Source organism: Sphingomonas sp. PP-CC-1A-547, assembly GCF_003610375.1.
In the GTDB taxonomy this organism is placed as follows: Bacteria; Pseudomonadota; Alphaproteobacteria; order Sphingomonadales; family Sphingomonadaceae; genus Sphingomonas.
Genome location: NZ_RAPZ01000010.1, coordinates 853,310 through 867,634, shown reverse-complemented (window position 1 = coordinate 867,634; position 14,325 = coordinate 853,310). Strand labels below are relative to the sequence as shown.

Below are 14,325 nucleotides of genomic sequence, written 5' to 3'. Positions count from 1 at the left end.
GTTTGAACCGGGCCGTCACGGCGAGCGCAATGCTGCTGCAATACACCAGGACCATATCGGAGGTTGATGCGCGATCTTCTGGTGGGAACGCGTAGAGCGGCGGTTCGGCGTCGCAGCCCGTCTTCATAAGGTCCCTTGGTGAGAATCCTGATCGTCGAAGACGAGGCTGAATTCGCTGCGGCATTGTGTCGTTCTCTCACCCGAGAACGTTTTGTCGTCGATCACGTCGATCGGTTGACGATGGCCCGGGAGGCGGCGCGGTCGGTTGCGTATGATCTGATCCTGCTGGACAGGACCCTGCCGGACGGCGACGGGCTCTCGCTGGTCCCGTCGCTGCGAGCCGGCAATCCCGGACTTTCCATCATCGTGCTGAGTGCGCGCGGGGAAATCTCATCAAGCCGTTCGCACTCGATGAAATGTTCGCACGCATTCGCGCGGTCAGGCGTCGCCCCGCGGACTTGGCCGCTGAGGAAATCCGGGTGGGCGGGCTCTTCTTCGATGTCGCCAACGACGAGGCCGTCGTTGCAGGCGTCAGGCTCGACCTCGTCCGGCGCGAACTTCGCGTCCTTGCGACCTTGGTCAAGCGTCGCGGCAGAACGGTGCTGCGGGAGACGCTGGAGCACGCGGTCTACGGGTTCGATGACGAGGTACAGTCGAACACGCTCGACTCCCACGTATCGCGTCTCCGTCGAAAGCTGGCCGAAGCGGGTGCGGGAGTCGAGATCCACGCGATCAGAGGCGTCGGCTATTTGTTGAAGGCGGCGTCGTGAACGCGCGGCCACCGTCGCTGAAGCGCGCGCTGATCGTCAAACCGATGCTGATCCAGTTCGCGACGCTGACCATCACGCTCTCGGTGATCCTCCTCGTGTTCATGCGGATGAGCAGCAACGTCGCGTATACCGAGGAGACGATCACCGGCGTCATCGCGCAGTCGATCGTTCGCCACGCCGATGGCCGAATGACGGTGCGCCCGACACCGGAACTGGCGCGATTGCGCGCGGAAACGCCCGGTCTCTGGTTCGTCGCTGAAGACGATCGCGGGCGCAACGTCACGCTTGGCCAGATACCGCCGCCATACGCGCATTTCGGTGGTGCGCTGCACCGGCTTTCCTACATGCAGATCCGGGACCGGGCGCCACCCTATGGGTTGTCCGCGGTCATTCGACAGGAGGTTTCGCCGGCGGGCAAGCTGACGATCCTTGCGCACGGCAAGCTGACCGAGCTGACGGTCTCGCTACTTGTCGCGTTCAATCTCTTCAGCATCCTGGTCATCGTCCTGCTGGCGCTGGTCTCGCTGGTGGTCACGCCGTGGATCGTCAGGCGATCGCTCGCGGGGGTGAACCGGATCGCAGAGGAGGCGGGACGGATCGATGCCCATCGCCGCGGCTGGCGGCTGGGGGAACACCAGGTGCCGATCGAGATCCTGCCGCTGGTTCGCGCGGTCAACGACGTTCTGCGACGCCTCGACGAAGGATATGAGCGGCAACGGCGGTTTATCGCCTCGGCCGCACATGAGTTGCGCACGCCGATCGCCATCCTGCGGATCAAGGTCGACGGCGCGGAGGAGGCGGCGACGCGCAATCTTGGCAACGACGTGCACCGGCTCGCCAATCTTGCCGAGCAACTGCTCGATCTCCAGCGGCTGGATGTCGCCCGCGAGCAGGCCGATGTCGATCTCGTATCTCTGGTGAGACGAGCCGCCGCCGAACTCGCGCCGCTACTGATCGCCGCCGATCGCACGATCGAAGTGGTGGTCGTCGGACCGTGCACGATCTGCGGCGACGCGGGGCCGATCGAGCGCGTGCTGACGAATTTGGTGCAGAATGCGATCGAGCATGGTGGCCGTCACGTGATCGTCCGCGTGCTGGGCCATGGGTTCGAAGTCGAGGACGACGGCATCGGCATACCGATCGAGGAACGCGAGCGCGTGTTCGAGCCCTTCCACCGCCTGAAGCCGAGATCCACGGGCGCAGGCCTCGGCCTGAACCTGGTGCGGCAGGTGGTCGAACTGCACGGCGGACGCGTGTCGATCCTCGCGGCACCGGTGAACGGCACGGTGGTGCGGGTCGAGTTTCTCGATCGATAACGGTGCTTGGCCGAGCCATACACACGCAATGTTCGCCCCGCATCTGACCGCATCGGCAAGATCAGACCTGATCTGGACACGCCGTCGGCAGACATCCGGGGTATCTATGGTGACATTGTATTTTCTGACGCCAATCCTGCGCATATTGGTGCCGATCGTGACCAGTATTTTACTGGTCGTCGGCTTGAACGGTTGTGCAACGCTCGAGGAGCGGCGCCGTGTATCTCTGGCGCAGGATATCGATACCTGTGCCAGCTTTGGCGCGGCGTATGGGTCCCCGGACTATACGGGGTGCATGCTGACTCAACAGCAACGCCGTGACGCGCAGGGTGTCGAGGCCTTGGAACGGGCTCGCCTCGCCACCGAGATCAACAAGACGATGCAGGACATGACCGACAGCCGGATCCGGAACTGCGAGCGTCAGCGGAAGCATGACCGCCCCGGCGCGCGACGAAGGACGTGTGCCTGATCCGCCACGATGAGCCTCTTCCGTCGGCCATTGGTGATTGAAACAGCGTCACCAATGGCCGACGGGTAGTTGCACGAGGATCAGAAGCCGGCGTTGATGCCGAACAAGACCTTCGATGTCGTCAGACCATTTCCATAGTCGATCTTGTCATATTCGGCCCGCAAGAACAGTCCGGAATACACGGCCGTCTCGATGCCGCCGCCAAACAGGAAGCCATTCTCGGTACCTTTGGCTTTCACGTCGCTGGTCGTGACGGCGCGAAAATCGGTCTTTTCGCGAACCCGGAGCAAACTATAGCCGACGCGGCCGTACAGCAGTATCTGTGGTTCGACGAGGAATCCTGCACGGCTCGAAACATCGAGCGACCAGCGCGGTTTCAGCGTGTAGACGCCCAATGCACCGTCTGCCGACAGATTGGTATCGCTGCGTCCAATCGCAACTTCGGACCCTACGACGAAGCGTTGACTCATTTGGTTATCGTAGCCCAAATGCAGGCTATACCCAACGTCGTCTTTCCTGCGATCGATGGCCGAGGAGATGAGCGGCAGGTCATAGTGAACCGTCGTTCGTCTCCAGTCGGTATCAGCACCGATCTTGAAGCCGCTGAATGTCGGCTCAGCAGGCGTGTCCTGGGACTCCATCTGTGTTGGTTCCGGTGCGTGCTGCTGGACTTGCGCCACGGCAGGTAGAGATATCGCCGCGCATATGCTCGTGACCAGGTATGTGATCTTCATCGAACGCCTTCCATTTGGTCTGGATCAGACCGCACGAAGACTTTGTCCGCCGAGAATTGCGCAGGCATTGTGCGTTGGCCAGGCGCGCGAGTGCGGACGGTACTTTACACGCTGGAACGCGGCGGTGACGTCGTGCCAGTGTCGGGAACAGGCGCAGTTCGGCGTCTACCGCGATCTCGTCGTCGCCGAGCCCGACCTCATCCCGCAACTCGGCGACTAGATTGCGAGCAGAGCTATCCCGATGATGTCTGCGTTCGCACCGTCGGAGCATCCGAACCTTTTAATCTCGCCGTCCAGCCGCCGAAGCGGGCATAGAGCGTCGGCAGGACGAACAGCGTCAGCAACGTGGCCGAGATCAGGCCGCCGATAACCACGGTCGCCAGCGGTTTCTGAACCTCGGCGCCAGCTCCATGTCCCAGAGCCATCGGTACGAAACCGAGGCTGGCGACGAGCGCGGTCATCGCGACCGGCCGCAGCCGTGCCAACGCACCTTCGTGCGCGGCGCGTGCCCTGTCCATGCCGCGTGCCATCAGGTCGTGGATCGACGAGACCATCACCAGCCCGTTGAGCACGGCGATCCCCGAGAGCGCGATGAACCCGACCGCAGCCGAGACGGAGAACGGCATCCCGCGAGCCACGAGCGCAAGCACGCCGCCGACGAGCGCGAGCGGCACGCCGGTGAACACGATCGCCGCATCGCGGACCGAGCCGAGCGCGCCGTAGAGCAGCAGCATAATAACCGCGAAGCAGACCGGCACGACGAGCATCAGGCGGTCGCGCGCGGAGGCTAGGTTCTCGAATTGTCCGCCCCATTCGACATAGGTTCCGGGCGGCATCGTCACCTGCGCGTCGATCGCGGCGCGTGCGTCGGCGACCACGCCGGCGACGTCACGGTCGCGGACGTTGGCCTGGACGACCACGCGGCGCTTGCCGTTCTCACGGCTGATCTGGTTGGGTCCATCGACGACGGCGATGTCGGCGACGGTCGACAGCGGCACGAACCCGCCTGCCGAGGTCGGGACGGGGATTTGCGCGACCTGGGTAAGGTCCGATCGCGACGCTTCGGACAGGCGGATCACGACGGGGAAACGTCGATCGCCCTCGAAGATCATGCCGGCCTCGCGCCCGCCGATTGCGGCGGCGACGGTGTCCTGCACGTCGCCCGCGGTGACGCCGATGCGTGACATTGCCATGCGGTTCGGGCGGATGTCGAGCATCGGCAGGCCTTCTGTCTGCTCGACGCGGACGTCGACCGCGCCGCGGGTCTTGCGCAGGATGTCGGCGATACGGTCGGCGGCGGCGTTCATGCCGCCGAAGTCGTCGCCGAACACCTTGACCGCAATGTCGCCGCGCACGCCCGCGATCAGTTCGTTGAAGCGCATCTGGATCGGCTGCGTGATCTCGTACGCGTTGCCGGGCAGCGTCGAGAGCTGCTTCTCCATCCTTGCGACCAGCTTTTCCTTCGGGAGGCTCGGGTCTGGCCACTCGACCCTCGGCTTGAGGATGACGAAGGTGTCGGTGGCGTTGGGCGGCATCGGATCGCTCGCGATCTCGGACGTGCCGGTGCGCGAGAAGGCGAAGCGGACTTCGGGATGGCGGGCAAGGACCTTCTCGACCTGGAACTGCATCGCCTGGCTCTGGTCGACCGAGGTGCCGGGGATGCGGACCGCCTGGACGAGGATGTTGCCCTCGTCGAGCTGCGGCAGGAACTCCTGCCCGAGCGTGGTGAAGCCGACGCCCGCCAGCGCGAGCGCGCCGACGGCGATGCCCAGCGTGATGCTCGGGCGGCGCATCGCGTTGCCGAGACCCGGTTCGTAGTGCCGACGCAGCCAGCCGATGATCCGGCTTTCCTTCTCGTCGACGCGCCGGCTGAGCGTGACCGCGATCGCTGCGGGGACAAACGTCATCGACAGGATGAAGGCGAAGACGAGCGCGATGATGACGGTCAGCGCCATCGGCTCGAACATCTTGCCCTCGACGCCGGTGAAGGTGAGCAGCGGCGCGTAGACGAGGATGATGATCGCCTGGCCGTAGACCGAAGGGCGGATCATCTCGCGCGCCGATGCCGTGACGAGGTCGAGCCTTTGTCGCAGGGGCAATGGCTCGCTACGGCCATGTTGCGCGTCGCTCAGGCGGCGAAGCGCGTTCTCGACGATGATCACGGCCCCGTCGACGATCAGCCCGAAGTCGAGCGCGCCGAGACTCATCAGGTTCGCCGACACCCCGGCCTTCAGCATGCCGATGCTCGTCAGTAGCATCGTGATCGGGATCACCAGCGCGGCGATCAACGCCGCGCGGAAATTGCCGAGCAGCACGAACAGCACGACGATGACCAGCACCGCGCCCTCGGCGAGGTTGCGGGCGACGGTCGCGATCGTCGAATTGACGAGCTCGGTGCGGTTGAGCACTGGCTTCACCACGACGTCGATGGGAAGCGCCCGGCCGATCTCCCCCAGCCGCATGTCGACGCCCGTAGAGACGGTGCGGCTGTTCTCGCCGATCCGCATGACCGCGGTGCCGACGACGACCTCGTGGCCGTTCTCCGACGCCGAACCCATCCGCAATGCCTGGCCCGTGCGGACGGTGGCGATCTGGCTGAGCAGGATCGGCACGCTCTCGCGCGTCGCGACCACGGTGCGCGCGAGCTCGTCGGCGTTGCGGATCCGGCCGTCAGCTCGGACCGCAAGGCCCTCGCCGTTGCGGTCGACGATGCCGGCGCCTGCGCTGGTGTTGTTGCGTTCGAGCGCGGTGGCGAGATCCTGGAGCGTGATCTTCATTGCCGCCATCCGCTGGATATCGGGGACGACGAGATACTGCTTGGTATAGCCGCCGAGGCTGTCGACTCCCGCAAGACCGGCGGTGCTTTTCAGCTGCGGGGTGACGATCCAGTCCTGCACGGTGCGCAGATACGTCGCCTTGTCGGGTTCGCTGACGAGGTGGTCGCCTTCCGGCGTTATATAGCTGCCGTCCTTCTGCAAGCCGGGCTCGCCGTTGCGGTGGCGGACCTGGTCGAGCTCGCGATATTCGACTGTCCACATGAAGATGTCGCCGAGCCCGGTGGCGATGGGCCCCATCTCGGGCACCACGTTGTCCGGCAGGTCCTCCTCGGCGGTCCGCAGCCGCTCCGCCACCTGCGACCGCGCGAAGTAGATATCGGTCTTCTCGTCGAACACCGCAGTGACCTGCGCGAAGCCGTTGCGGCTGAGCGAGCGCGTGTAGTCTAGGCCGGGGATGCCGGCGAGCGCGGTCTCGACGGTGAAGGCGACCTGCTTCTCGATCTGGTCGGGCGAGAGCGCAGGCGCGCGGACGTTGATCTGGACCTGGTTGTTGGTGATGTCCGGGACGGCGTCGATCGGCAGCCGCTGGATCGCGAAGACCCCGGCGAGCGCGGCGGCGAGCGTCAGCAGCAGGACGAGCCAGCGCTTCTCGACGGCGAGCGTTACGATACGCGAGAGCATGGCCTAGTCCTCGTCCTTCGCCGCGCCCTTGCCGAGTTCGGCCTTGAGCGTGAACGAGTTGGTGGAGGCGATGCGCTCCTCGCCGGTCAGGCCGGCTGTCACGGTGACGGCGCCCCCATTGGTGCGTCCGAACGTCACCGGCGTCGCACGGAACCCGCTCGCAGTACGGACGAAGACATGCGGCCGGTCACCGATCATCTGCACGGCGGCCGACGGCACGGCGACGCCGCGGTCCCCGCTGGCGGGAAGCAGCACCGACACGCCGACATTCTCGCCGACGCGCCAGACGCCGCCCGTGTTGTCGATCGTCGCGATCACGGGGACGAGCCGCGTGGTCTCGTCGAGGATCGGCGAGACGAAGGTCACGCGGCCATCCTGGCGGCGGCCGGCGGACGTGACTTCGACGCGTGCACCCGGCCTTACTCGGCCCGCGTCAGCTGGCACGAGCGACATCGTCACCGACACCTTGGCGAGGTTGGCGACGCGGAAGATTTCGGCATCGGCGGCGACCTGCTGCCCGAGCGTAGCCGACCGGGCGATCACCTGGCCCGCGATCGGCGCGCGTACTGCGATCCGGTTGAGTGCACCGCCTCCGCCACCCGTGGCCGACAACTGCTGCCGCGCGAGACGAAGTGCGATGTTGGCTTCGGTCGCGGCGGTGCGGGCGGCGACCAGGTCCTGCTCGGGTGATACGCGTTCGGCGAACAATCGCTGTTCGCGGTGTAGGTTCGATTGGGCGAGCGCGGACCGCGCACCGGCCGCCTCGACCTCGGCGTTGAGAGACGCTGCCTCGCGGCTCTCGATGATCGCCAGCGTCTCGCCGCGACCGATGGACTGGCCCAGGTTGCGGGTGAGCGAGACCAGCCGGCCGCCGATCGGCGCTGCCACGACCTGGACGCCCTGCGGATCGCCCTCGATCGTCGCGGGCAATTCGATCGCGCCGGCGACGCCGCCGACGGTAGGGCGCGTGACCTCGATACCGGCGTCGGCGATCTGCTGTGCCGTCAGGGTCGCGACCGTGGGATCGCCGGAAGCCTTCTCGGGGTCCTCGTTCGCCACCGCGTTGGCAGCGGGCGCCGGGTCGGGGGAGGGGCCACAGCCTGCGAATGCCAAGGCGGCAGCGGCAGGCGCGATCGCGCGCAAGATCGTGCGGTTCATCGGTCGGTGTCCCTGGCAATCGGCGCTTCGGCAGTCAGCCGTTCGAGGCGCGCACGTGCGTCGTGATAGGCGGCAAGCGCGTCGATCGCGGCCGTCCGTGTGTCGAGAAGCGTCCGCTCCGCGTCGAGCAGGTCGAGCTGCCCGAACTTGCCTTCGCGGTAACCGATGCGCGCGATCCGCGCGGCTTCCAAGGCGGCTGTGAGCGCTGGCCCGGTCGCGTTGCGCGCAGTCGTCGCGGCGTTTGCCGCCTCAGCCTGCGTGGTGGCGATGTCCTGCTCGGCATCGAGCAATGCCACGCGGCGGAGCGCGTCCGACTGGTCGCGCTGCGCATCGACGACGGCGATAGCCGATCGGCCGCCGTTGAAAACGGTCAGCGGGATCGAGACGCCAAAGACGGCGGCAGTGTCGTTGGTTTGCTCTAGCCGACGAGCGCTAGCGCTGAGCGTCAGGTCCGGCACCCGCTGGCTTCGCGCAAGCCGCACCTGCGCGGTCGCGGTGTCGAGATCCGCGCGGGCTGCCGCGGCGATGAGTGTGCTCGTCGAACGGGATGGCTGGAGGGGGCCGAGCGCGTCCACTAGCTGGAACCAGGAATCATCGAGCGAGCCGACCGGCATTCCAATAAGCCGGGCAAGGTTCGTCGCGGCGACGGTGGCTGAACGGTCCGCACGTTCCAAGGCGCCCCCGGCGGCAAGGCGCGCTACGTCTGCGCGCTGTTCCTCAAGCGGTGAGGCGCGCCCTGCCTGCACCCGCACCTTGGCGGCGCGAAGCACTTCGGCGGCAATCCCGACTTGATCGCGCGCGACCGCTACACGACGTTGCGCGGCCACCCCGACGACATACGCCTGAGTGACCCGCAGTCGGAGGTCGGCGCGCGCAATCTCTGCTGCGATACCTGCGCGGCCGATCTGCGCGTCGGCAAGTGCCATCCGGGCCTGCCGCTTGCCGCCGCGTTCCAGGGGCAGCGCCAACCCCAGCGTCGTTTCGGACGAGCGCAGGCCGCGATAGATCCCGGACCCCGCGACGTTCTCGGTCTCGGCGACGATCGACGGGTTCGGCCGAAGCGCCGCGACCCTGCGCTGCGCCTCGGCCGCTCGAACGCCGGCGGACGCGGCGTCCTGGAAAGGCGATATCGCGCCGGCGCGGCCAAGCGCGTCGGCGAGCGTAAGGACCGGTTCCGCTAAAACCGGCGGACGGGTCTGGGCCTGCAGCGACGATGCGCAGGCGCCTGCGGCCACGATAGCCGCGAAAATACGATGCATGGGAATGCTCCTGACGAAGTAGACGCAGGCGCGCACGGCGCACCCGATCGACGTGTCAGGCCCGGGGCGGTCTCAGCGCGGTGTCGGCGTTCCGGCCGACCAGCGCCGCGCCGTTGGAGGACGCGAGCGTGGCGCCGGTTGGACCGGTTATGCCGTCCAATGCGTCGGAGTCCGGCGCGCTCTTATGGTGCGCGTGGCAGCTGCCGTGATGATGCGGATAGCCCTTGTCGGCATCGGCCGCGACCTGATCGCCATCGCTGTCGATATGCAAAGCAGCTTCGTACTGGCTGGTCTCGATGCAACCGCCAACCTCGGCCGCATGCGCCACCCCGACCCAAGTGGTCAGCACGAGCATCAGACAGGCAAGGAAGGGCAGGAGCCTACGCATCGCCGACCGAATAGCAGATGCTCGCGCTGCTGTAACGGGCATCGTGGTGAAGCGGTGGCGGAGCAGGCGTTACGCCTTGACACCAGATGCGTGGCATGGCCGGTATCGACCGGACCCATCTCGCCAAATTCCGATCGAGGCATCGACACTGGCCGCGTGCATTGGCGGCGTACGCCGAATTTCCCGTGAACGAGCCCCGGCGATGCGGTAGCGCGGCTGGGCAGCTCTATCGGGATACCGTGCCATGATCATCTCCAGCGACGAATTCGTCGACCTGCCCTCGTCCGATGGCGGCGTGATGCGGGTCCATGTGTTTCGCCCGGCGATCGAGGGGCGGTTTCCCGGAGTTTTGCTGTTCTCGGAAATCTATCAGGTGACCGCGCCGATCCGGCGACTGGCGGCGTATATCGCGGGGCACGGCTACTGTGTCGCGGTTCCCGAGGTGTATCACGAGTATGAAGCGCCCGGGACCGTGCTGGCGTACGACACCGCCGGTACGGATCGCGGTAACGCCTTGAAGATCGCCAAGCCGGTTGCGGCGTTCGATGCCGATGCGACCGCCGGGCTGGATTTTTTGGCCGGGCACGCGGCCTGTACGGGGCGGCTCGCGACGGTGGGCGTGTGCCTGGGCGGGCATCTGGCGTACCGCGCCGCGCTAGATCCGCGCGTGCTGGCGGCGGCATGCTTTTATCCGACCGATATCCATGCGGGATCGCTCGGGCTCGGCAAGGATGACGACAGCCTCGCGCGGATGGCGGACCTGAAGGCGGAGACGCTGTTCGTCTTCGGTCGCGCCGATCCGCATGTGCCGTTTGCCGGCCGGGCACTCATCCGCGCACGCCTGGAAGAGGTCGGTGCGCGCTATGAATGGCATGAGGTCAACGCCGCGCACGCGTTCCTGCGCGACGAGGGACCACGGTACGACGCGGCGCTGTTCGCGCAGGCGACCGGGTGGATGTTCGCATTGTTCCAGCGGGTTCTGTCTGCCTCCGACTGAGGGTTCAGCGCCTTGTGTACCGGTAGCGATCGCGTGATCTCGCTATTGAACGACGGCTGTCTGACGGATGTGCCCCGATTGGACTGAGCCGTTCTCTATGACGCTTCGTCCGCAGACCGACGACGGAAGCGATTTGTGATTTCGCTACGGGATAACGATGCGAGTTCGGCGGCCATAATACTGCTCAACTCGCTGAAAAGCCGATGAGACCATCCTAGATCTCAAACCGGTAGAGCCGACCCGTAATATTGGCCTAACCGAACCATCTTGACTCGTCGACCAATAGCGTTGAGATAGCGCTATCAACGGACCCGCATAGACGGGCGTGACGAGGAATGGGGATGGCTTTTAACGCTATTGATGTCGCATGCCCGTCGACCAGTTGGTCGAGCCGGTGGAGTACGTCGCGCAGTACCTAGCGCCCGGCACCTGACGTTTTTCAAGCTTTCATAACAACGAGACGCTTCCTGCCGCCAGTCGGACAGCGAGGTTCCAAGAGGATCCTGAACATGACGCCTTTCAAAATGGCCCCTCGTCTTACGCGCGCTGCGCTCTTGTGCGCGACAACGATGGTAGCGCTGTCGTCGACCGTTGCGGCGGCGCAGACCATTCCGCCGACGCAGGACCCGGCACCAGCCGCGTCGCAAGGTGCCGCGCCCGCCACCGCTGGGCCGACCGCGCCTGCCGCGTCGCCAGCCGCGGCCCTGCCGGACTCCGACCAGACCCCGGGCACGATCGATGCGGCCGACAGCGGCGACATCGTCGTTACCGGCTATCGTTCGAGCCTGGCCAAGTCGACGAACGCGAAGCGCGCGGCAACCGGTTTCACGGATTCGATCTTCGCCGAAGACATCGGCAAGTTTCCCGACACCAACATCGCCGAATCCTTCAACCGCATCCCCGGCATCACCATCACGCGCGACGTGACCGGCGAAGGCACGAACGTCGCGATCCGCGGCCTCGGATCGAACTTCACGAACGTCACGCTCAACGGCGCGACGATCGCGGTGGCGTCGTCGGGCGCGACCGATGCGCAGGGTACCGATCGCTCGGTCGATTTGAGCTTTTTCCCGACCGACCTGTTCACCAAGCTGACGGTCAACAAGAGCTATACCGCGGACCTGCTCGAAGGTGGTGCGGCAGGTAACATCGATCTCCGTTCGGCGCGGCCGTTCGATCGCGCGACCTCGTTCCTCGCCTACAACGTACAAGGGACGAAGCAGTCGCCCGAGGACCGGATCGGTGCCCGCGGGTCGTTGATCGGCAGCTGGCGCGGTGACAAGGTCGGTATCCTCGCAGGCGTGTCTGCCCAGCGCCTTTTCACCGACACGCGCGGATTCGAGACGATTGGCTATACCAATCCGGCGCTGACGGCCGCGCAGTGCGGTGCTGCTTCGGGCTGCAACACGACGGGTGGCGGCAACTGGACGATCCCGACCGTGGTGCCTGTCGGCGCTGGTGCAGGGCTGGTAGCTGGTACGCCGATCACCAGCGCGTTCCTGCTCGCGAACAACCCGGGTGCGACGATCCAGCAGATCGACAACGCATTGCTGCCGCGGCTTGGGCGTTCGACCAGCATTCGCGGTCCGCGTGACCGTATCAACGCGATCGTCAGTGCGGAATGGCAGCCGTCCGATACGCTGCACTTCTACGTGGATGGCCTGTACGGCTACAAGAAGAACGACCTGACGCGTGAGAACATGGCGTGGATCGTCCGCAACGGCGCGATCATCCCGACCAACCTGACGTTCGACAAGGCCGACTGCACGATCGGCTGCGTCGTCACCGGCGGGACGTTCGCCAACGCGCAGTTCTTCAACGAATTCCGCCCGTACACCGAGACGACGAAGCTTTTCAGCATCAACCCCGGCGGCGAGTGGGAAATCTCCGACACGCTCAAGCTGAACCTGCAGGGCAATTACGCGCGCTCGACCTTCCATCGCGAGAACCCGTCGGTCGGCCTGACGACCCCGCTGGGTGTCGGCAACACCGTGACCTATTCGAACGACGGCAGCGGCATCCCGATGATCCAGAGCGCGCTGGACCTGAACGATCCGGCGAATTTCGGCTGGAATCCCGGCAGCCGCGTCAACATCTCCGACGAACGCCGGCTCAACAAGAGCAAGGGCGCGCGCGGCGACCTGACCTGGGGCAAGCCGGCCCTCAACCTGAAGATCGGCGGCGCGTTCGACGACGTGTCGCGCCGGATCAGCAGCAACGACAACAGCCAGGCGTACCAGAACGCGGTCTGCGGCAATAATCCCAGCGTGTTCGTCGCCTCGCCGAATTCGCAGCCGCCGTGCGAAGGCCTGAATGCGCCGGGCGTTATCCCAGCCGGCTACCCGACCTATCCGGGCTTCGGCACCGGATCGACCGCGGGCATGACTGGCCCGGTGACCTATGGTGGCTCGCTCGTTCCCAACTCGGCGGCCCCAAGCTACCTGACACCAGGGCCGGCCGGTTTCGTGACGGTCGACTGGCCAAAGTTCGCAGCCGCAACCAACTATGACTTCTACCACGACAACTCGCCGGAAAGCGGTGCGTCCACCACGGGCGCAAGCGGCGGCGGCATTCGCGAAGTGGTGAAGTCCGCGTTCGCCACGGTGAACGGCGAGCAGGACCTTGGCGGCAACATGCTGCGGTTCAACGTCGGCGTGCGCTACGTCAATACGATCCAGACGATCACGGGGCGCGTCTCGTTGCCTGATCCCCGCAATACGACCGCGACCGGCGTCGCGTTGCCGGACGGTAGCCGCTATCCGAACCTCGTCAGCATCGTGTCGACGCGCAACGTCTATTCGAAGTGGCTGCCCGCAGCGACCTTCGCCTACGACGTCAGCGAGCACGCGGTAGTCCGCGTTGCCGGATCGCGTACCATGACGCGTCCCGACCCGTCGGCGCAGTTGCCGGGCGTGAACTTCGGCGCGCCATCGGCGGATCAGGCGTCGATCGGCAACCCGGCGCTCGAGCCGTACATGTCGACGAACATCGATCTGGGCTTCGAATATTATACCGGCCGCGAAGGCGTGGTCAGCTTCAATGCGTTCCGCAAGTCGATCAAGGGCTTTACGAACACTGCGATCAGCACGGTTCCGTTCTCGAACCTGTCGCAATACGGGATCACCTACGACACGCTGAACCCGACGCAGCAGATCGCGATCAACTCGCGCGGCGGCCCCGGCACCGCGCAGGTCCAGGTCACGTCGCAGGTCAACGTGGCGGACAAGCTGACCATCAACGGGCTCGAATTCCAGTGGGTCCAGCCACTCGACTTCCTGACCAAGAATATCGGCATCACCGGGTTCGGCTTCAACGCCAATGCGACGGTCGTCGATCAGACCAGCAAGGGTGCGGCAACCGCGTTCGGCGTGGCGCCGTTTACCTACAACATCACGGGCTATTACGAAAAGCACGGCGTGATGCTGCGGGTGTCGACCACCTCGCGCGAGGGCTCGCAGAACAGCGGTGCGGCGCAGAACGGCATTCCGGCAGCGGCATTGTTCGGCACGGATTATACGACCTACGACTTCTCGTCGTCGTTCGATCTGGACAAGATCTTCGGTTTTGCTGGCGCACCTCAGCTGACAGTGAACGTTGCCAACTTCACCAATGCAACGTTGCGGTCGTACTTCCAGTTCGAGAATGCGACCTTCACGCAGTACAAGCCGGGTCGTCAGTTCCTGGTCGGTCTGCGCGGGACCTTCTAGTAGACCCGACGGTGCGGTCGTGATGCGACCGCACCGTCGGTATTTTGCTCAAGACGTGGTCGCGACCGG

Annotated in this window: 11 protein-coding genes and 1 pseudogene; 7 read left to right on the top strand and 5 right to left on the bottom strand. The window is 65.4% G+C overall.

Annotated features, from left to right (window positions below):
- Nucleotides 1–138: 138 nt before the first annotated feature.
- The 4 genes and pseudogenes from C8J39_RS19280 to C8J39_RS04710 all read left to right on the top strand — a co-directional run.
- Nucleotides 139–381: pseudogene (locus C8J39_RS19280) on the top strand (response regulator transcription factor); the annotation flags it as partial.
- Nucleotides 382–479: 98 nt separating this feature from the next.
- Nucleotides 480–770, top strand: coding sequence for a winged helix-turn-helix domain-containing protein (locus C8J39_RS18910; RefSeq protein ID WP_220669825.1), 291 nt, complete (start codon nt 480–482; stop codon nt 768–770).
- Nucleotides 767–2,086, top strand: coding sequence for a HAMP domain-containing sensor histidine kinase (locus C8J39_RS04715; protein ID WP_207896927.1), 1,320 nt, complete (start codon nt 767–769; stop codon nt 2,084–2,086). The genes C8J39_RS18910 and C8J39_RS04715 overlap by 4 nt, the downstream gene beginning before the upstream one ends.
- Nucleotides 2,087–2,114: 28 nt before the next feature.
- Nucleotides 2,115–2,555, top strand: coding sequence for a hypothetical protein (locus C8J39_RS04710; RefSeq protein ID WP_183037928.1), 441 nt, complete (start codon nt 2,115–2,117; stop codon nt 2,553–2,555).
- A gap of 80 nt (nt 2,556–2,635) precedes the next feature.
- Here the strand turns inward: C8J39_RS04710 and C8J39_RS04705 are convergent, their stop codons facing one another.
- On the bottom strand, nt 2,636–3,289 hold the full coding sequence (locus tag C8J39_RS04705) for an outer membrane protein (RefSeq protein WP_120299435.1): 654 nt from the start codon (nt 3,287–3,289) through the stop codon (nt 2,636–2,638).
- A 67-nt stretch (nt 3,290–3,356) separates the two neighbouring features.
- Here C8J39_RS04705 and C8J39_RS18650 point away from each other — a divergent pair, with 67 nt between their 5' ends.
- Nucleotides 3,357–3,509, top strand: a complete 153-nt coding sequence (locus C8J39_RS18650; protein WP_165895123.1) for a hypothetical protein — start codon at nt 3,357–3,359, stop codon at nt 3,507–3,509.
- Between the two features lie 13 nt (nt 3,510–3,522).
- Here C8J39_RS18650 and C8J39_RS04700 read toward each other — a convergent pair whose 3' ends face one another.
- Genes C8J39_RS04700 through C8J39_RS04685 form a run of 4 tightly spaced genes read right to left on the bottom strand, consistent with a single transcriptional unit; the run spans nt 3,523 to nt 9,552 of the window.
- Complete coding sequence (locus tag C8J39_RS04700; RefSeq protein ID WP_120299434.1) at nt 3,523–6,747, bottom strand: efflux RND transporter permease subunit; 3,225 nt, start codon at nt 6,745–6,747, stop codon at nt 3,523–3,525.
- Between the two features lie 3 nt (nt 6,748–6,750).
- Nucleotides 6,751–7,905 (bottom strand): efflux RND transporter periplasmic adaptor subunit, encoded by a 1,155-nt coding sequence (locus C8J39_RS04695; RefSeq protein ID WP_120299433.1) that lies wholly within the window; start codon nt 7,903–7,905, stop codon nt 6,751–6,753.
- Nucleotides 7,902–9,164, bottom strand: a complete 1,263-nt coding sequence (locus C8J39_RS04690; RefSeq protein WP_120299432.1) for a TolC family protein — start codon at nt 9,162–9,164, stop codon at nt 7,902–7,904. Before C8J39_RS04690 ends, C8J39_RS04695 begins: the two co-directional genes overlap by 4 nt.
- A gap of 55 nt (nt 9,165–9,219) precedes the next feature.
- Nucleotides 9,220–9,552, bottom strand: a complete 333-nt coding sequence (locus C8J39_RS04685) for a hypothetical protein (RefSeq protein ID WP_147420651.1) — start codon at nt 9,550–9,552, stop codon at nt 9,220–9,222.
- A gap of 244 nt (nt 9,553–9,796) precedes the next feature.
- Here C8J39_RS04685 and C8J39_RS04680 point away from each other — a divergent pair, with 244 nt between their 5' ends.
- Complete coding sequence (locus tag C8J39_RS04680; RefSeq protein WP_120299430.1) at nt 9,797–10,549, top strand: dienelactone hydrolase family protein; 753 nt, start codon at nt 9,797–9,799, stop codon at nt 10,547–10,549.
- A gap of 509 nt (nt 10,550–11,058) precedes the next feature.
- The gene (locus C8J39_RS04675; protein ID WP_120299429.1) at nt 11,059–14,256 is read left to right on the top strand and encodes a TonB-dependent receptor; all 3,198 of its coding nucleotides are present in this window, start codon (nt 11,059–11,061) and stop codon (nt 14,254–14,256) included.
- Nucleotides 14,257–14,325 lie beyond the last annotated feature (69 nt).

Coding starts and splice junctions, on each gene's coding strand:
- C8J39_RS04705 (WP_120299435.1), bottom strand. CDS start 3,289: ATGAAGATCACATACCTGGTCACGAGCATATGCGCGGCGATATCTCTA.
- C8J39_RS04695 (WP_120299433.1), bottom strand. CDS start 7,905: ATGAACCGCACGATCTTGCGCGCGATCGCGCCTGCCGCTGCCGCCTTG.
- C8J39_RS04685 (WP_147420651.1), bottom strand. CDS start 9,552: ATGCGTAGGCTCCTGCCCTTCCTTGCCTGTCTGATGCTCGTGCTGACC.
- C8J39_RS04680 (WP_120299430.1), top strand. CDS start 9,797: ATGATCATCTCCAGCGACGAATTCGTCGACCTGCCCTCGTCCGATGGC.
- C8J39_RS04710 (WP_183037928.1), top strand. CDS start 2,115: ATGTTCGCCCCGCATCTGACCGCATCGGCAAGATCAGACCTGATCTGG.
- C8J39_RS04690 (WP_120299432.1), bottom strand. CDS start 9,164: ATGCATCGTATTTTCGCGGCTATCGTGGCCGCAGGCGCCTGCGCATCG.
- C8J39_RS04675 (WP_120299429.1), top strand. CDS start 11,059: ATGACGCCTTTCAAAATGGCCCCTCGTCTTACGCGCGCTGCGCTCTTG.
- C8J39_RS04700 (WP_120299434.1), bottom strand. CDS start 6,747: ATGCTCTCGCGTATCGTAACGCTCGCCGTCGAGAAGCGCTGGCTCGTC.